Genomic DNA, 16,795 nt, shown 5'->3' on the forward strand with positions numbered 1-16,795 from the left:
ATGCTGCAAAGGCGCGGGGACTTCTTCGAGGGATGGCAACAATGGCTAGCAAACCTGTGGACGTCATGGTGGTCAACTTCAACACGGCCAGGCTGCTGCAGCCGATGTTCGATGCGCTGCGCCGGGCCGACAGCGAACGGCTGGCCAGCTACCTGGTGGTGGACAATGCCTCGGTCGATGACTCGCTGCAGCGCATGGCCGAGGTGTGCCCGCAGGCACTGCTGCTGAGCAACAGGCAGAACGTGGGGTTCGGCCGGGCCAACAACCAGCTGCTGGAGCACCTGAAGGGCAAGTACGCCTTGCTGCTGAACACCGACGCCTTCGTCGCCGCCGATTCCCTGCAGAAAACCCTCGACTACATGGAAGCCCACCCGGAGTGCGGGGTGTTGGGGGTGCGCCTGGAGGGCCGCGACGGCGACCTGCAGCCCAGTTGCCGCTACTTCCCCACACCGCTCAACGTGTTCGTCGGGCGTACCGGGCTGGGGCGCTTTTTCCCCGGCCTGAAGATGGTCGACGAAATGAACTGGGACCACGCCTCGGTCCGCGAGTGCGACTGGCTGCCTGGCTGCTTCTACCTGGTGCGCCGCGAAGTGCTAGACCAGGTGGGCCTGTTCGACCCGCGCTACTTTCTTTATTACGAAGAGGTCGACCACTGCAAGCGGGTGAAGGCGGCCGGCTGGAAGGTAGTGTTCTACCCGCATACCACGGTGGTGCACATCGGTGGGGAAAGCTCCAGATCGGTGGCTGAACTGGAGGCGGCCAGCCGGCAGATCTCGTCATACCAGATCGAAAGCGAGCTGCTGTACTTCCGCAAGCATCACGGGCTGGCGGGCCTGGCCCTGCACATGCTGCTGGTCACCTTGGGCGACCTGGTGCTGGCACTCAAGGCGCTGTTGAAACGACGCGGCCGGGGCGCGATACAGGCCTGCTGGCGTCATTGCCGGGCGACCTGGTCTCTGTTGTTCAAGACCCGGTACGCCAGCCAACCGACAAGGTAGGTGGAGCCATGTTCGAGAATATACGTGCCGACCTGCGTGCCCACGGTGGCGACTGGGGCGCCCAAGGCTTCTGGGTACTGCTGGTGTACCGCTTCGGCCGCTGGCGCTATGGGGTGCGCCCGGCACTGCTGCGCAAGCTGTTTTCGTTCATCTACAAGGTCCTGTTCAAGTTCGTGCAGATCATCACGGGTGTGGAGTTGCCGTGCGAAGTGGTGATCGGCCGCAACTTCGTCATCGACCATTTTGGCGGCATCGTCATCAGCGGCTATGCCCGTTTTGGCGATGACTGCCGCATCCGCAATGGGGTGGTGGTGGGCCTGAAGAACGTCAACGAGCCGATTGCACCGGTGTTCGGCAACAACGTCGATATCGGCAGCGGGGCCAAGGTGCTGGGTAGCATCCGTATCGGCAACGACGTGATCATCGGTGCCAATGCCGTTGTGCTGGTGGATGTGCCGGACAATTCGCTGGCGGTAGGGGTGCCGGCCATCATCAAGGCCAGGCAACCGGCCGCCACGGCGCCCGTCGAGTGAGGCCCATGGCGAGCGGGGTCGGTGTGGTGGTGATTGGCCGCAACGAAGGCCAGCGCCTGGAACGTTGCCTGATTTCGCTGCAGCAGGGGGCGGACAAGGTCATGTACGTCGACTCGGGCTCCACCGATGGTTCACTGCACTTGGCCCGCAGACTGGGGGTAGAGGTACTGGCGCTGGACCTGGGCACCCCGTTTACTGCCGCGCGCGCCCGTAACGAAGGCTTTTTCGCCTTGCAGCGGCGGCTGCCGTCGATGCAACTGGTGCAGTTCGTCGATGGCGATTGCGAGGTGGATAGCGGCTGGCTGCCCGCGGCGCAGGCGTTTCTCGACGACCATCCCGACGTGGCAGTGGTGTGTGGCCGCCGACGCGAGCGCTTCCCGCAGCGGTCGGTGTACAACCTGTTGTGCGACCTGGAGTGGGACACCCCCATCGGCGAGGCCAAGGCGTGTGGTGGCGATGCCTTGATGCGGGTAGATGCCTTTGCCGCAGTCGGCGGCTTTCGACCCGAGCTGATCGCCGGAGAAGAGCCCGAACTGTGCGTGCGCCTGCGGGCAAAGGGCTGGAAAGTCTGGCGCCTGGACGCCGAGATGACCCTGCACGACGCCGCCATGACCCGTTTCAGCCAATGGTGGCGGCGTAGCCTGCGCGCTGGCCACGCCTATGCCGAAGGGGCATACCTGCATGGTCAGCCGCCCGAGCGGCACTGGCTACGCGAATCGCGCCGGGCCTGGCTGTGGGGCCTGGGCATCCCCGTGGTGACCGTGCTGGCCTGCCTGCTGCTGGGCGGCTGGAGCCTGCTGTTGCTGCTGGTCTACCCGCTGCAGGCCGTACGCCTGGCTCGGCGTGGGGGCAAGTCGGTGCGGGAGAACTGGCTACAGGCGGTGTTCCTGGTATTGGGCAAGTTCCCGGAAATGCTTGGGCAACTGAAGTTCTTGCGCCACCGCATCGCGGCCGGCAAATCGACGTTGATCGAGTACAAGTGACAAGGAGTCCGCCCCCAAAGGGCCCCTGCTAATTCAATAAGTTATGTGCAGTTCTATGAGAAAGAGGCCCATGATGCTCGGCATGATCGTGAAAAGCGTGTTTACCTTGCAACCGGGCTACTCGTTGCGGGCGCTGAACAACAAGCGCAAGTTGACGCTGCAGATTGCCAGGCAATGGCCTGAGCTGAATGCGTTCCTGCAGCGCATGACGGCGACGCTGGGCCCGCAAGGTTTGCAGCGGCTGGGGGTGGATTGCATCGGTGTCGTGCAGTGGCCTTACCTCAGCAAATGCTGGGAAGCCCCGCAGCGCCTGGAGGTGCTGGCTTCGCACTTCGAAGTGCTGGCCGGGCAGTTTCCGGCGCTGTTGCTGCTGGGGCGGGACGAAAGCCTGACGCTGTGCGAGCTGTCCAGCCATTCGCCGGGCTGCCGCCTGGTGCTGGACCGGCCGATCTGGTTCAAGCGCGAAGGCGAGTTGGTATTGAACCTGTTCCAGGGCGACCTGCGCGTGGCATCCCTGGCGTTCAGCCTGTGCCGCAGCCAGGGCGAGCTTTGCCTGTTCATCGGTGCCGTGCAGGGCATCCACAAGGGTGTCGACAGCGAAACCTCATTGGCCATCTACCGCGACCTGACCAAGGACTTCGAAGGGTTGCGCCCACGCAGCCTGCTGCTCGAGGCATTGAAGTGCCTGGCCAGGACCCTGGGCGTGGCGCACCTGTATGCCGTCAGTGACGCCTGCCGCCACCATCGGCACGCGTATTTTGGCAACGACAAAGGCCAGGACCTGGCGGCCAATTATGACGTGATCTGGCTGGAACACGGCGCTACTGCGTCGAACCATGCGGATTTCTTCGCCCTCCCGCTGGCCGTGTTACAGCGGGCGGAACAGGACATCCCGGCGAAGAAACGGGCGATGTACCGCCGCCGCCAGGCGTTGCTCGACGATGTTTTCACCCGCTTGCAGGCCACGTTGCCAGGCAGCGGTCACAACCTTGGACTACAAGGGAAACAGGAGGATGCACCTGACGAGGTGGCATCGGCGGGGCGCCGGCCGCCGGTAATCGACAGCCTGAAGTAACGGCCGGCCCTGCCACGGCAGGCCTCATTACGCGGGTCTTGATCTGGATTCCTATGCGCATTGCTTATTTCATAAACCAGTACCCGAAGGTCAGCCACAGTTTCATCCGCCGCGAGATCCTGGCGCTGGAGCGCCAGGGGGTAGAGGTGCAGCGTATTGCCCTGCGCGGGTGGGACGCCGAGTTGCAGGATGCCGAGGACTCGAGCGAACAGGCCAGGACCCGCTATGTGCTGCAACGTGGCGTCAAGGGCTTGCTGGCACCGTCCTGGCAAGTGCTGCGCGCACAGCCGCGCCGGTTCTTCCAGGCGCTTTGGCTGGCCATGCGCCTTGGCCTGCGGGCCGACCGCGCCTGGCCCTACCACCTGGTCTACCTGGCCGAGGCCTGCCAGGTACTGCAGTGGTTGCAGGCTGGCGAAGCAAAACATGTGCATGCGCATTTCGGCACCAACTCCACCGAGGTGGTGATGCTGGCCAACGTGCTGGGCGGGCCAGCCTACAGCTTTACCGTGCACGGGCCGGAAGAGTTCGACAAACCGCAGTTCCTGCACATGGGCGAGAAGGTGCGGCGTGCCGCATTTGTCGCGGCGGTCAGCTCGTACGGGCGCAGCCAGTTGTTTCGCTGGGTGGCGCACGACCACTGGGCCAAGGTGAAGGTGGTGCATTGCGGCCTCGAGCGCAGCTTCCATGAGGTGGCGCCGGTCGGCGTGCCCACGGCGCCACGCCTGGTGTGCGTCGGCCGCCTGTGCGAACAGAAAGGCCAGCTGCTGTTGCTCGAGGCCGCGCGGGTACTGGCCGCCCGGTCGATCGCCTTCGAGCTGGTGCTGGCCGGCGACGGTGAAATGCGTGGGCAGATCGAGGCGTTGATTGCCCGGCATGGCTTGCAGCAGCAGGTGCGCATCACTGGCTGGATCAGCAGCGCACAGGTGCGCGAGGAAATCCTTGCGGCGCGTGCGCTGGTGCTGCCCAGCTTTGCCGAGGGGTTGCCGGTGGTGATCATGGAAGCCATGGCCTTGCGCCGGCCAGTACTGACCACCTATGTGGCAGGTATTCCCGAGCTGGTGCGGCCGGGCGAGAACGGCTGGTTGTTCCCTGCCGGCGCCGTGGACGAGCTGGCGGCGGCCATGGCCGACTGCCTGGCGCAACCTGCCGAAGCGCTGCAGCGCATGGGCGAGGCAGCCCGCCAGCGTGTGCTGCAACGGCATGACATCGATACCGAAGCGGCCAGGCTGGCCAGCTATTTCAAGGCATCCGCATGATGAGTGTATTGGCTTGGTTACTGGGCACGCTGGCGGCCATCGCCCTGTTGCCGGTGCTGCTGCTGTTGGTGCAGGTGCTGATGGCTTGCCTGCCAGCGCGCGCGCAGCCGTTGGGCAACAACGCTCGTCCGCAGGTGGCAGTGCTGGTGCCAGCCCATGACGAGGCCTCGATGATTCGTGCCACGCTGGCAAGCATTGCCCCGCAGTTGCGGCCTGGCGACCGCTTGCTGGTGGTGGCGGACAACTGCACTGACGACACCGCGCAACTGGCGCGCGAGGCCGGTGCCGAAGTGGTGGAGCGCCGCGATGCGCGGTTGCGCGGCAAGGGCTACGCCCTGGACGTTGGCGTGCGCCACCTGGCCAGCCAGCCGCCCGAGGTGGTGATCGTGGTGGATGCCGACTGCCAGGTGGATGAGGGGGCGATCGAGCACCTGGCGCGGCGCTACCGCGAGGTCGCTCGCCCGGTGCAGGCGCTGTACCTGATGCACGCATCGGCAGGGGCCGGGCTGGCAGTGCAGGTTGCCGAGTTCGCCTGGCGGGTCAAGAACCTGGTGCGCCCGCGTGGTTGGGCACGGCTGGGCCTGCCTTGCCAGTTGATGGGCGCCGGCATGGCGTTCGGCTGGCGTGACCTGGCCTTGATCGACCTGGCCAACGGGCATCTGGTGGAGGATGTGAAACTGGGCCTGGACCTGTGCCAGCAGGGCAAGCCGCCAGTGTTCTGCCCCGAGGCCGTGGTCAGCAGCCAGTTCCCTGCCAGCCAGCAAGGCCTGGGTAGCCAGCGCACCCGCTGGGAGCATGGGCACCTGAGCCTGATGCTGGCCGATGCGCCCAGGCGTGCGCTGGCCGCAGTCACCCAGCGTAACGGCAGCTTGCTGGCCATGACCCTGGACCTGCTGGTGCCGCCCCTGGCGTTGCTGGTGCTGAGCCTGCTCGGGCTCAACCTGGTGGCCTGGCTGGCGTACCTGCTGTTCGGCCTGGCGGCACCTGCCTGGATCGCCCTTTGCGCGCTGGCATTGCTCGGCCTTGCCGTCGCACTGGCCTGGGCGCGCTTCTGTCGCGAACTGATCCCGTTTTCCGTGCTGCTGTACGCGCCGTTTTACGCCGCAAGGAAGGTCCCCTTGTATCTGGGGTTCCTGATCAAGCGCCAGGTTGAATGGGTACGTTCGAAACGGGATGAAGACTGATGGCTGAATGGCAGAAACGTTGGAACACCCTTGTCGGCAAGCTGGAAGTGGTGGTGGATACCACTGCCGCGCAGCGCCTGCTGGACAGGCTGAGCGCCCCGGAAGCCGCGACCGTGCTGGGCTTCGTCAATGCCCATGCAATGAACCTGGTGGTGCGCGATGGCGCCTGCCACCAGGCATTGTCGGCGGCCGACGTGCTGCTGCGCGACGGTTCCGGCATGGCGATCCTGTATCGCCGGCTGGGGCTTGAACCGGGGCTCAACATGAATGGCACCGACTTCATTCCTCGGCTCCTGGCCGCCTACCGTGGGCGGCGGGTCGCGTTCTGGGGCACCCGGCAACCTTACCTGGACCAGGCCGTGCAGCGCAGCGCAGCCGTGTTCGGGGTGGTGCCGGTGTCGGTCCACGATGGCTTTGCCAGCGTCGATACCTACCTGCAACTGGCCAGGGAGCAACAACCGGAGCTGATCGTGCTGGGCATGGGCATGCCCAGGCAGGAGGTTGTGGCGGCAAGGCTGGCAGCAACTGGCGGGCCGTGCCTGATCGTGTGCGGCGGCGCGATCCTGGATTTTCTCGGCGGCAAGGTCAGCCGGGCGCCCGAGTGGTTGCGGCGGTTGGGCGGGGAGTGGCTGTACCGACTGTTGCGCGAGCCGAAGCGTTTGTTCATGCGTTATGTGGTGGGTAACCCGTTGTTCCTGCTGCGTACCTTGCTGTACCGCCGCGACGGAGGGGCGGCCAGACACCCCGTATGAGCGGCACAATCCGCGCACACTGATGGCGGGTGGCTGCTACAGTGAGATCAATGGGTTGGGGCTGCAGGATTTCGCTTCACGGGCTTTGCATGAGCCGTTGTCAAGTCTTGCTGGTTTGTGGAAGGCACTTGCTGCGCGCAAATTGATGAGGTCTGAAATGGTTCTAGAGCCCAGAAGCAGTCGTTCCTTATTGCAGAGAAGAAGCAGCGTAAGTAACGCCATTCAGGCCGGCCTCGATGGAATTGCAGTCACCGGCATTGCCTGGTACCTGATCTACGACCAGTTTGGCTACATCACCTCCGATTACGTGATCATGCTGCTGTTGCTGGTTGGCGCCCTGGCAGTCATCTACGATCATTATGCGATCTACCGTACCAACGTTGGCCTTTCCATCAAGGCTTTCCGGCTGTTCAAGGCCTGGTCGGCAACCTTTTGCTTCCTGGTGGTCATGGCCTTCCTGGCCAAGCAGAGCGAAACCTATTCGCGGCTGCTGGTGGTGCAGTTGTTCATCATTGGCTACATCGCCCAGTTGTTCCTGCACTTTGCCGTGCGTGAATTGCAAAAGCGCTTCACCGCCCATGCACGCCTGGACAACGCCCTGATCATTGGCGCCGGTGACCTGGCCAACTTCCTGTACCAGAAAATCAGCAACAACCCCTGGTTCGGCGAGCGTGTGCTGGGCTGCGTGCTGATCGACAGCGCCGATGAGCCGGGGCGCGAAAGCGCCGACGGCAAGCAGCGCATGCCAGTACTCGGGCATGTTGCCGAGCTCGACGATGTCGTGGCCCGTCACGGCATCCGCACGGTGTACCTGGTGACTCCACTGGGTGGTTCCGAGGTCATCAATGATGTGTATTTCAAGTTGCTCGACAAGTGCATTGCGGTGAACTGGGTGCCGGATATCTTCTCGTTGCGCCTGATCAACCACAGCGTGCGGGAAATTGCCGGCATTCCCGTGCTGACCTTGTCGGAAACACCGCTGACGGGCATGAGCCTGTTCCTGAAGAACCTCGAGGACAGGGTGTTGGCGGCGCTGATCCTGCTACTGGCATCGCCGGTGTTGCTGGCCGTTGCGCTGGCCATCAAGCTCGATAGCCGCGGCCCGGTGTTCTTCCGCCAGGAACGCACCGGCTGGACCGGGGAAGCGTTCCGCATCTGGAAGTTCAGGAGCATGCATGTCCATCAGCCGGAAGAGGGCGTGGTCAGGCAGGCGCAGAGGAATGACCCGCGGCTGACCCGGGTCGGCGCCTTCATCCGCCGCACCAGCCTGGATGAACTGCCGCAGTTGTTCAATGTGCTGACCGGGGAGATGTCGCTGGTCGGGCCACGGCCGCATGCCTTGCAGCATGACACGCTGTATTCGCAGGACATCGTCGACTACTTTGCCCGCCACAATATCAAGCCTGGCATGACCGGCCTGGCGCAGGTGCGTGGGTTCAGGGGCGAGACCAGGGATATCGAGCAGATGATCCAGCGGGTGGACTCGGACATCGAGTACATCAACAATTGGTCGCTGTGGCTGGATTTCGTGATTCTGGTGCGCACGTTGAATGCGTTTACCGGCAAGCAGGCCTACTGACGCACAAATCTCGCAAGCGCTCTGCGCACCCTGTGGGAGCGGGTTTACCCGCGAAGAGTCCAACGCGGTGCATGGCACCGGCTGCGCCGGTGTTCGCGGGCACGCCCGCTCCTACAGGGGCCCTGCCAATTCAATGAGTCATTTGCAGTGTGCAAGCGCAATTGGCTGGCCTAGTCCTTGTTCAGCGGGTGCAACTCCCTGAACCCCCGCGCTTCCTCCACCAGCCAGTCATGCACCGCCCGCGCCCCCGGCTGGTTCAGCCCGCCCGGCGGGTAATGCACCACATAGCGCTTGTGATTGGCGATCGGCACCCCGAACGGCACGATCAGCGCCCCGCGCTCCAGTTCGTCGTTGAGCAGCGTGCGCCGGGCAATCGCCACGCCAATGCCGGCAATCGCCGCCTCGATGGTCAGGTGGTTGCGGTTGAAGGTATGCCCGCGCCGCACATCCAGGCCGGCGGCGCCGATGCCCTCCAGGTAGAACTCCCATTCGGCATATTCCGAACTGCCGCGCCAGGCCGTGATGTCGTGCAGCAGCGGGTAGTGCGCAAGGTCTGCCGGCCCGTGCAGCGGCGGGCGCCCGCGCAGCAAGGTGGGGGAGCAGACGGGGAAGATCTGCTCGTCCAGCAGCGGCGTCGAGAGCATGCCGGGGTAGCTGCCATCGTTCAGGTCGATGGCCAGGTCGAAATCGCCCGGGGTCAACGCCTGGGCACTGTCTTCGGCCACCAGGCGCAGCTCGATGTCCGGGTAGCGTTGTTGAAAGCGCGGCAGGCGAGGCGTGAGCCATTTGGCCAGGAACGACGGGATCGAGCGCAGGCGCAAGGTGCCGCGGATTTCCCCTGCGTCCAGACGCAGCAGTTCGGCTTCGATGCTGCCGTAGGCTTCGGTCACCGTCTGCGCCAGGCGTTGCCCTTCGGCGCTCAGTTCCACACCGCGCGCCCGGCGCAGGAACAGCCGATAGCCCAGGCGTTCCTCCAGCTGGCGCATCTGTTGGCTGACCGCGCCCGGGGTGATGTGCAGCTCTTCGGCACAGCGGGTGAAGGACAAGTGCCGGGCCGCACAGGCGAACACGTGTAGCCAGACGAACGTCTGGCCGTTGAGTTGTCGTCGCATCGTTTAGTACCACTAAAGCCTTGCTTAGGAAGTTTCGTTGGTCATCCATGAGCCAGCGCGGCAGTATCGCGCAAAATCGCAATACCGCTCAATTTCTCCAGATAACCGTGCTGCGGCTTCATACCCGGGCACGGTCAGGCATTAGCATGGCTATCAGTGTTTTCGACCTTTTCAAAATCGGCATCGGGCCGTCCAGTTCCCACACCGTCGGTCCGATGCGGGCGGCGGCTACCTTTGCCCAGGCCCTGCGCGAACAGGGGCTGCTGGCCCGGGCAAGCCGTGTCGAGGTGCGGCTATACGGGTCGCTGTCGGCCACCGGGGTTGGTCACGCCACCGATCGTGCCTGCCTGCTCGGCCTGATGGGGCAGTGGCCGGACCGTATCGACCCGGCCACCATCGAGTCGCGCATTCGCCAGGTGATGCAGGAGCACTGCCTGATGCTCGATGGCAGCCACCCGCTGGCGTTCGACTACAGCCGCGACATGCTGCTGCTCGACGAGAACCTGCCGTACCACCCCAATGCCATGAGCCTGGAAGCCATGGACGGGCAGGGCAGCCTGTTGCGCCAGACCTACTATTCAGTGGGCGGTGGCTTTATCGTCGAGCAAGCCGAGATCGATGCGCCAGCTGTCGAAGCGAATGCGCTGGTGCTGCCGTACGAGTTCGACAGTGCCGCGCAGTTGCTGGCCTTGTGCAAGGCCCATGGGTTGAGCGTGGCGCAGTTGATGATGGCCAACGAATGTGCCTGGCGCCCGGAGGCCGAGGTCCGCGAGGGCTTGCTGCGGATTTGGGGCGCCATGCGTGAATGCGTCGACAACGGCCTGCGCAACGAAGGCATCCTGCCGGGCGGGTTGCACGTCAAGCGCCGAGCGGCGCGGCTGCATCGCAGCCTGCAGGAACTGGGCAAGCCCAACGTGATCGGTTCCACCCTCAGCGCCATGGAATGGGTCAACCTGTTCGCCCTGGCGGTGAATGAAGAGAACGCCGCCGGCGGGCGCATGGTCACGGCGCCTACCAATGGTGCGGCTGGCATCATCCCGGCGGTGCTGCACTACTACATGAAGTTCAACCCGGGCGCGTGCGACGCGGACGTGGTGGACTTCCTGCTGGCGGCAGCGGCGGTCGGCATCCTGTGCAAGAAGAACGCTTCGATTTCCGGGGCTGAGGTTGGTTGCCAGGGCGAGGTGGGCTCAGCCTGTTCGATGGCCGCTGCCGGCCTGGCCCAGGTGCTGGGCGCTACGCCGCCGCAATTGGAAAATGCCGCCGAGATTGCCCTGGAACACAACCTTGGGCTGACCTGCGACCCAGTTGGTGGCCTGGTGCAGGTGCCGTGCATCGAGCGCAACGCGATTGCTGCGGTGAAAGCGATCAACGCCGTGCAGATGGCGTTGCGGGGGGATGGCGAGCACTTCATCTCGCTCGACCGGGTGATCCGCACCATGCGTGATACCGGGGCGGACATGCATGCCAACTACAAGGAGACTTCGCGCGGCGGCCTGGCCGTTGCCTTCGTCGAATGCTGACGCGGTCAGCTGTAGGAGCGGCCTTGTGTCGCGAAAGGGCTGCGAAGCAGCCCCAGCGATTTCAGCTTGTATACGTGGATCTGGGGCCGCTCCGCACCCCATCGCGACACAAGGCCGCTCCTACATGGACCAGTTAGGCTTTAGCGGGCTTTCTGCTTCGCTTCCAGGAAGCTCGCGCGCATGTCCTTGGCCCAGCCATCCAGCACCGGCTTGACGTCATTCAGGGTCAGCTGCGTGGTCTTGTTCTCCAGATCCTGCCCCGTGCCCTTGCGCACGACCTGAGCCAGCACTTTCTGGCTGGCACCATCGAGGAACGCAGCTTCCACGCCGACATCCACCTCCTGGTCACGGCCGCCCATGGCCGTGTTCACACCGGCTGAAATCAGCGCGATAGGGATGACCTCATAGGGCTTGAGGCCCTCGTTGCTGGTGGACACCGCAGTAATGGCCGGGCGCACCACGATCACGCCCGGGCCGGGGCCCTTGGCCAGCGGTACCACGCTGCCCATTTCACGGCGCAGCGCTTCGTTGAAGTAGCGGGTGATTTCCTGCAGCGTCTGCGCCGAGATGACCGCCGTCGGCTGCGGCCTGGGGTAGAACTGGCTGGGCTCGATGAACACCTGGCTGTACTGGTTGACGTTGACCTTGGGGTCGATCCAGCGCATCACCGGGTCACCCGACGGGCTCTTGGCTTCCTGCAGCCGGCTGTAATCCTTGAGGAAGCCGGAGTAGTCCTTCGGGTCCACGCGATTGCTGGAGCAGGCGGCCATGGTAAGCAGTGCGGCGCACAACAGGGTGATGCGGGGCAATGATTTCATGATGAAGATGCATCCATGATAGGTCGGCCAGAACAACGCTAGCAGGTGCGCGACAGTTGGCCAGTGGGCTGGTTCAATCTGTAGTGGGAATTGGCTGCGGTAATGTTTCCAGGCGCGCAAATTCCTACAGTGTCTTGGGACCTCGCTGGCTTTTCAGTTTCTGCCGCCCTTGGAAAACTATGCCCGTTAAGGGTATGGTTGGGGTCCGGTGATGGAAATTTTCAAGCGCAAGGATTTCGCGCGTTGGCAAGCCGCTCACAGGCTCAGCGACGAAGTGCTGTGCAAAGCAGTGGACGAGATGTGCAGGGGCCTGGTCGATGCGAGCCTGGGTGGTGAGTTGTTCAAAAAACGCGTGGCAGCGCATGGTGCGGGAAAGCGCGGCGGTTATCGAACTCTTCTTTCCGCCCGCATCGGCAATCGATGTGTTTTCCTGCATGGCTTTGCCAAAAGTGACAAGGCAAATATCACCTTGGAGGAACAGAAAGCGCTGCGATTCGCTGGCAAAGTCTTTCTGGATTTATCACCGCTAGCGCTCTGCCGGGCGTTGCAGGCGGGTGTGCTGATGGAGGTATGTTGTGAGCAGCAAACTGATTCAATCGTTACGCGAGGACCTTGTCGCCCTGCACGAGGCCGGAGCGATCGGCAAGGTCACGCTTCGGGATTACGAAGCGCTATGCCCTGCACCGGTGCGAGATTTCAGCGCACTGGACATACGCCGTTTGCGCGAGGCACTCAACTTCAGTCAGCCGGTCTTTGCGATGCATTTGCACACGAGCGCATCGACAGTGCGCAAATGGGAGCAGGGCGAGACACGCCCATCGGGACCGGCTTTGAAGCTGCTGAATATCATTAAAAACAAAGGGTTACAGGTTCTTCTTTGAGTCCTTTGTCTGATTTTTTGAAAGTCCTTTAGAAACAGTGAATTACGGTTTTTTTGAAAATTTTCCTTTAACTTCCGATTCGCAGGCAAGCCTGCTGCCACGTCAACCCAACACCTCCCGCAATCGATACCACAACATCCCCAGCGCCAGCAGCGGCGAGCGCAGTGCCTTGCCGCCGGGGAAGGTCAGGTGTGGCACGGCGCTGAACACGTCCAGCCCCTGGCTGTGGCCGAGGGCGATGCTTTCGGCCAGCAGTTTCGCCGTCCAGTGCGTCACGTTCAGCCCATGCCCGGAATAGCCCTGGGCGTAGTAAACGTTGGGGTGCTGGCTGAGGCGCCCGACCTGGGGGAAGCGGTTGGCGGTGATGCCGATCATGCCGCCCCACTGGTAGTCGATACGCACGTTGGCCAGCTGCGGGAACACCTTCAGCACCTTGGGCCGCATGTAGGCGGCGATGTCCTTGGGGTCGCGGCCGGAATAGTGGCAGGCACCGCCGAACAGCAGGCGCCGGTCTGCCGTCAGGCGGTAGTAGTCCAGGCCGACTTTCTGGTCGCACAGCGCCATGTTCTGCGGGATCAGGCTGCTGGCTAGTGACTCGGGCAATGGCTCGGTAGCCACCACGTAGCTGCCGGCCGGCAGCACCTTGCCGCTCAGGCGTGGTTCCAGTTCATCGAGGTGGGCGTTGCAGCCCAGCACCAGGCTGCTTGCCCGCACCTTGCCACGGGCTGTGTGCAGGGTCACGCGGGGGCCGTGCTCGATGCGCAGCACCGGGCTCTGCTCGAAGATGCGTACGCCCAGGCCGTGGGCGGCGCGGGCTTCGCCCTGGACCAGGTCAAGCGGGTGCAGGTGGCCCGAGCCCATGTCCACCAGGCCGCCGGCGTACTGGTCGCTGGCGACGATTTCATGCAGCTGGTCGGCACTGACCAGGCGGGTTTCAGGGCGATAGCCGAGTGCGGCCAGGTCGTCCTGTTCGTCCTTGAATGCGGCGAACTGCGCAGGGGTGTTGGCCAGTTCGCAGAAGCCCCAGCGCAGGTCGCAGGCAATGCCGTACCGGGCGATGCGGCTGGCCACCAGCGCTACCGAATCGATGCCGGCCTGTTTCAGGTAGTGCACGCCGTCCTGGCCGACATGCCGGGCAAAGCCGCTGACGTCATGGCCGATGCCGCGAATCAGCTGGCCGCCGTTGCGGCCGCTGGCGCCCCAGCCGATACGCCGGGCTTCAAGCAGCACCACCGAGAGCCCGCGTTCGGCCAGTTCCAGGGCGGTATTGACCCCGGTCAGCCCGCCGCCGACCACGCACACATCGGCGGTCAGTTCGCCGTCCAGGCTGGGATAGGGCGCTGCATCGCGTGCCGTGGCGGCATAGTACGAAGCGGTGTGTTGGGTAGTGAAAGACATGGGCGTTCTCGACTCAGCGGTTGGACTTGATCTTGCTCCAGGAGCGGGTCATGACGCGCATGATCTTCGGGCTCGGCGTGCTGGAGATGTACAGCTTGTCCAGCACGTCCTGGGGTGGGTAGATCTCGGGGTTTTTCACCAGCGACGCGTCCATGTAGGCCTGGGCATCGGGGTTGGCGTTGGCATATCCGACCGTGGCGCTGACCTTGGCGATCACCTTGGGATCGAGCAGGTAGTTGATGAACGCCAGGGCCTGTTCGGGGTTGTTGGCGTCCTTGGGGATGGCCAGCAGGTCGAACCACAGGTTGCTGCCTTCCTTGGGAATGCTGTAGGCGACTTTCACGCCGTTTTTTGCCTCCACGGCGCGGTTGGCGGCCTGGAACACGTCGCCGGAGTAGCCGAAGGCCACGCAGACATCGCCATTGGCCAGGTCGGAAACGTACTTGGAGGAGTGGAAGTAGGTGATATAGGGGCGCAGTTCGAGCAGGCGGGCTTCCGCCTTGGCGTAGTCGGCCGGTTTTTCGCTGCGCGGGTCCATGCCCAGGTAGTTGAGCACGGCCGGGAACAGTTCGTCGGGCGAGTCCATGAACGCCACGCCGCACTGCTTGAGCTTTTTCAGGTTCTCGGGCTCGAACAGCACCGCCCATGAATCGATATGGTCGACGCCCAGGGCCGCCTTGACCTTGTCGATGTTGTAGCCGATGCCGTTGGTACCCCACAGGTAGGGTACGGCGTACTGGTTGCCAGGGTCGTTCTGCTCAAGCTGCTTGAGCAGCTTGGGGTCCAGGTGCTGCCAGTTGGGCAGCTTGCTGCGGTCCAGCGGCAGGAAGGCACCGGCCTGGGCCTGGCGTGCGAGGAAGTGGTTGGATGGCACCACCACGTCATAGCCGGTGCGCCCGGCCAGCAGCTTGCCTTCCAGGGTTTCGTTGGAGTCGAACACGTCATAGACCACCTTGATCCCGCTGCTGGCCTGGAAGTCGGCCACGGTGGTGTCGCCGATGTAGTCGGTCCAGTTGTAAACGCTGACCGAGGGGGTGGCCTGGGTGGTGGTGGCGAACAGCAGGGCGAATGCGGTGGGGATCAGGGTTTGCAGATGACGCATGGGGACACCTCGTTGGTCTTGTTCTTGGCGTTCGGTGTGTTGGGGCTGCTTTGCAGCCCATCGCCGGCAAGCCGGCTCCCACAGGTACAGCACAGGCTTCAGGTTCATGGAGAACCTGTGGGAGCCGGCTTGTCGTGGCGACGAACCGCGGCGATGGGGTGCAAAGCACCCCTTGGGTGGATCAGACGCTCAGCATCAGGAATTCACGCTCCCACGAGCTGATCACGCGCTTGTAGTTCTCGTGCTCGGCGCGCTTGACCGCTACGTAACCCTGGACGAACTGCTTGCCCAGGTACTGCTGCACGGTCTCGCAGTCTTCCATGTGCTGCAGGGCGTCCTCGATGGTGATCGGCAGGCGCAGGTTGCGCCGCTCGTAGGCACGGCCCTGCACCGGTGCGCTGGGCTCGATGCGCTCGATCATGCCCAGGTAGCCGCACAGCAGGCTGGCGGCGATGGCCAGGTACGGGTTGGCATCGGCGCCCGGCAGGCGGTTTTCCACGCGCATCGCCTCGGGGCTGGAGGTGGGCACGCGCAGGCCGGCGGTGCGGTTTTCTTCACCCCACTCGACGTTCACCGGTGCCGAGGTGTCCGGCAGGAAGCGGCGGAACGAGTTGACGTTGGGCGCAAACATCGGCAGCAGCTTGGGGATGTACTTCTGCAAACCGCCGATGTGGTACAGGAACAGCTGGCTCATGCTGCCGTCTTCATTGGCGAAGATCGGCTTGCCGGTTGCGATGTCGACCACGCTCTGGTGCAGGTGCATGGCACTGCCGGGCTCGTCGGTGATCGGCTTGGCCATGAAGGTGGCGGCCACGTTGTGCTTGAGCGCGGCTTCACGCATGGTGCGCTTGAACACGGTGATCTGGTCGGCCAGGTCCAGGGCGTCGCCGTGGCGGAAGTTGATCTCCATCTGCGCCGGGCCGTCTTCATGGATCAGCGTGTCCAGGTCCAGGCCCTGGATCTCGCACCAGTCGTAGACATCTTCGAACAGCGGGTCGAATTCGTTGGCGGCATCGATCGAGAACGACTGGCGGCCGCTTTCGGCACGGCCGGAACGCCCCAGCGGCACTTGCAGTGGCAGGTCCGGGTCTTCGCAGCGCTGGGTCAGGTAGAACTCCATCTCCGGTGCCACGATCGGCTGCCAGCCTTTGTCGGCATACAGCTTGAGCACTTTCTTCAGCACGTTGCGCGGCGACAGCTCGATGGGGTTGCCTTGCTTGTCGAAGGTGTCGTGGATCACGATCGCGGTCGGCTCGATCGCCCACGGGATCTGGTACACGGCGCTCGGGTCTGGGCGGCAGACCATGTCGATGTCGGCGGCATCGAGCAGGTTGTAGTAGATGTCATCGTCAACGTAGTCGCCGGTGACCGTCTGCAGCAGCACGCTCTCGGGCAGGCGCATGCCACGCTCGTGGAGAAACTTGGCGGTGGGCGCGATCTTGCCGCGGGCGATGCCGGTCAGGTCGCTGATCACGCATTCGACTTCGGTGATCCGGTGTTCTTTCAGCCAGGTGGACAGCTGATCGAAGGGGGCGTTCATACAGACCTCTTGGTTGGGTTTTAGTGTGGGAGCAAGCGTGCCAGCGTAAACCGTTCTACGG

At 63.7% G+C, this 16,795-nt stretch carries 15 protein-coding genes and 1 pseudogene; 11 read left to right on the top strand and 5 right to left on the bottom strand.

Annotated elements, in window-relative coordinates:
• Nucleotides 1–41 precede the first annotated feature (41 nt).
• From CAG22_RS03680 to CAG22_RS03715, 8 genes are all read left to right on the top strand, one after another.
• Complete coding sequence (locus CAG22_RS03680; RefSeq protein WP_085589547.1) at nt 42–998, top strand: glycosyltransferase family 2 protein; 957 nt, start codon at nt 42–44, stop codon at nt 996–998.
• Between the two features lie 8 nt (nt 999–1,006).
• Nucleotides 1,007–1,531 (top strand): serine O-acetyltransferase, encoded by a 525-nt coding sequence (locus CAG22_RS03685; RefSeq protein ID WP_085704437.1) that lies wholly within the window; start codon nt 1,007–1,009, stop codon nt 1,529–1,531.
• A gap of 5 nt (nt 1,532–1,536) precedes the next feature.
• Nucleotides 1,537–2,514 carry a glycosyltransferase family 2 protein gene (locus CAG22_RS03690; RefSeq protein ID WP_085704439.1) on the top strand — a complete coding sequence of 326 codons (978 nt, stop codon included), beginning with the start codon at nt 1,537–1,539 and terminating at the stop codon, nt 2,512–2,514.
• A 70-nt stretch (nt 2,515–2,584) separates the two neighbouring features.
• The gene (locus tag CAG22_RS03695; RefSeq protein WP_085704441.1) at nt 2,585–3,589 is read left to right on the top strand and encodes a VirK/YbjX family protein; all 1,005 of its coding nucleotides are present in this window, start codon (nt 2,585–2,587) and stop codon (nt 3,587–3,589) included.
• 53 nt (nt 3,590–3,642) lie between these two features.
• Nucleotides 3,643–4,845, top strand: coding sequence for a glycosyltransferase (locus CAG22_RS03700; RefSeq protein WP_085589553.1), 1,203 nt, complete (start codon nt 3,643–3,645; stop codon nt 4,843–4,845).
• A complete protein-coding gene (locus tag CAG22_RS03705) occupies nt 4,842–6,029 on the top strand; it encodes a glycosyltransferase family 2 protein (protein WP_085589555.1) in 1,188 nt (395 codons plus the stop codon). The genes CAG22_RS03700 and CAG22_RS03705 overlap by 4 nt, the downstream gene beginning before the upstream one ends.
• On the top strand, nt 6,029–6,781 hold the full coding sequence (locus CAG22_RS03710; RefSeq protein WP_085589557.1) for a WecB/TagA/CpsF family glycosyltransferase: 753 nt from the start codon (nt 6,029–6,031) through the stop codon (nt 6,779–6,781). Before CAG22_RS03705 ends, CAG22_RS03710 begins: the two co-directional genes overlap by 1 nt.
• Before the next feature lie 157 nt (nt 6,782–6,938).
• The gene (locus tag CAG22_RS03715; RefSeq protein WP_085704443.1) at nt 6,939–8,360 is read left to right on the top strand and encodes an undecaprenyl-phosphate glucose phosphotransferase; all 1,422 of its coding nucleotides are present in this window, start codon (nt 6,939–6,941) and stop codon (nt 8,358–8,360) included.
• Nucleotides 8,361–8,530: 170 nt separating this feature from the next.
• Here the strand turns inward: CAG22_RS03715 and CAG22_RS03720 are convergent, their stop codons facing one another.
• Entirely contained in the window at nt 8,531–9,472 is a 942-nt protein-coding gene (locus tag CAG22_RS03720; RefSeq protein ID WP_075046970.1) for a LysR substrate-binding domain-containing protein, read from the bottom strand.
• Between the two features lie 146 nt (nt 9,473–9,618).
• Between CAG22_RS03720 and CAG22_RS03725 the strand changes: the two genes are divergently transcribed.
• Nucleotides 9,619–10,995, top strand: a complete 1,377-nt coding sequence (locus CAG22_RS03725; protein ID WP_085589562.1) for an L-serine ammonia-lyase — start codon at nt 9,619–9,621, stop codon at nt 10,993–10,995.
• 140 nt (nt 10,996–11,135) lie between these two features.
• On the opposite strand, the gene CAG22_RS03730 is transcribed toward CAG22_RS03725, so the two are convergent.
• Nucleotides 11,136–11,813 (bottom strand): DUF3313 domain-containing protein, encoded by a 678-nt coding sequence (locus CAG22_RS03730; RefSeq protein WP_085704445.1) that lies wholly within the window; start codon nt 11,811–11,813, stop codon nt 11,136–11,138.
• Nucleotides 11,814–12,024: 211 nt separating this feature from the next.
• On the opposite strand from CAG22_RS03730, the pseudogene CAG22_RS03735 reads away from it, so the two are divergent.
• Both CAG22_RS03735 and CAG22_RS03740 read left to right on the top strand, forming a co-directional pair.
• Nucleotides 12,025–12,402, top strand: a pseudogene (locus tag CAG22_RS03735) (type II toxin-antitoxin system RelE/ParE family toxin); the annotation flags it as partial.
• The gene (locus tag CAG22_RS03740; protein WP_085704447.1) at nt 12,389–12,694 is read left to right on the top strand and encodes a DNA-binding transcriptional regulator; all 306 of its coding nucleotides are present in this window, start codon (nt 12,389–12,391) and stop codon (nt 12,692–12,694) included. The pseudogene CAG22_RS03735 and the gene CAG22_RS03740, both read left to right, overlap by 14 nt.
• 102 nt (nt 12,695–12,796) lie before the next feature.
• Here the strand turns inward: CAG22_RS03740 and CAG22_RS03745 are convergent, their stop codons facing one another.
• The 3 genes from CAG22_RS03745 to CAG22_RS03755 form a co-directional block, all read right to left on the bottom strand.
• Nucleotides 12,797–14,092 carry an FAD-binding oxidoreductase gene (locus CAG22_RS03745; protein WP_085704449.1) on the bottom strand — a complete coding sequence of 432 codons (1,296 nt, stop codon included), beginning with the start codon at nt 14,090–14,092 and terminating at the stop codon, nt 12,797–12,799.
• Between the two features lie 13 nt (nt 14,093–14,105).
• Nucleotides 14,106–15,194 carry a polyamine ABC transporter substrate-binding protein gene (locus tag CAG22_RS03750; RefSeq protein WP_085589567.1) on the bottom strand — a complete coding sequence of 363 codons (1,089 nt, stop codon included), beginning with the start codon at nt 15,192–15,194 and terminating at the stop codon, nt 14,106–14,108.
• Nucleotides 15,195–15,375: 181 nt separating this feature from the next.
• Nucleotides 15,376–16,734 (bottom strand): glutamine synthetase family protein, encoded by a 1,359-nt coding sequence (locus CAG22_RS03755; RefSeq protein WP_085589569.1) that lies wholly within the window; start codon nt 16,732–16,734, stop codon nt 15,376–15,378.
• Nucleotides 16,735–16,795 lie beyond the last annotated feature (61 nt).

Origin of the sequence: Pseudomonas sp. B8(2017), assembly GCF_002113575.1 — a bacterium.
In the GTDB taxonomy this organism is placed as follows: Bacteria; Pseudomonadota; Gammaproteobacteria; order Pseudomonadales; family Pseudomonadaceae; genus Aquipseudomonas; species Aquipseudomonas putida_Z.

Coding starts and splice junctions, on each gene's coding strand:
- CAG22_RS03755 (WP_085589569.1), bottom strand. CDS start 16,734: ATGAACGCCCCCTTCGATCAGCTGTCCACCTGGCTGAAAGAACACCGG.
- CAG22_RS03720 (WP_075046970.1), bottom strand. CDS start 9,472: ATGCGACGACAACTCAACGGCCAGACGTTCGTCTGGCTACACGTGTTC.
- CAG22_RS03710 (WP_085589557.1), top strand. CDS start 6,029: ATGGCTGAATGGCAGAAACGTTGGAACACCCTTGTCGGCAAGCTGGAA.
- CAG22_RS03715 (WP_085704443.1), top strand. CDS start 6,939: ATGGTTCTAGAGCCCAGAAGCAGTCGTTCCTTATTGCAGAGAAGAAGC.
- CAG22_RS03750 (WP_085589567.1), bottom strand. CDS start 15,194: ATGCGTCATCTGCAAACCCTGATCCCCACCGCATTCGCCCTGCTGTTC.
- CAG22_RS03745 (WP_085704449.1), bottom strand. CDS start 14,092: ATGTCTTTCACTACCCAACACACCGCTTCGTACTATGCCGCCACGGCA.
- CAG22_RS03700 (WP_085589553.1), top strand. CDS start 3,643: ATGCGCATTGCTTATTTCATAAACCAGTACCCGAAGGTCAGCCACAGT.
- CAG22_RS03725 (WP_085589562.1), top strand. CDS start 9,619: ATGGCTATCAGTGTTTTCGACCTTTTCAAAATCGGCATCGGGCCGTCC.
- CAG22_RS03695 (WP_085704441.1), top strand. CDS start 2,585: ATGATGCTCGGCATGATCGTGAAAAGCGTGTTTACCTTGCAACCGGGC.
- CAG22_RS03685 (WP_085704437.1), top strand. CDS start 1,007: ATGTTCGAGAATATACGTGCCGACCTGCGTGCCCACGGTGGCGACTGG.
- CAG22_RS03680 (WP_085589547.1), top strand. CDS start 42: ATGGCTAGCAAACCTGTGGACGTCATGGTGGTCAACTTCAACACGGCC.
- CAG22_RS03690 (WP_085704439.1), top strand. CDS start 1,537: ATGGCGAGCGGGGTCGGTGTGGTGGTGATTGGCCGCAACGAAGGCCAG.
- CAG22_RS03705 (WP_085589555.1), top strand. CDS start 4,842: ATGATGAGTGTATTGGCTTGGTTACTGGGCACGCTGGCGGCCATCGCC.
- CAG22_RS03730 (WP_085704445.1), bottom strand. CDS start 11,813: ATGAAATCATTGCCCCGCATCACCCTGTTGTGCGCCGCACTGCTTACC.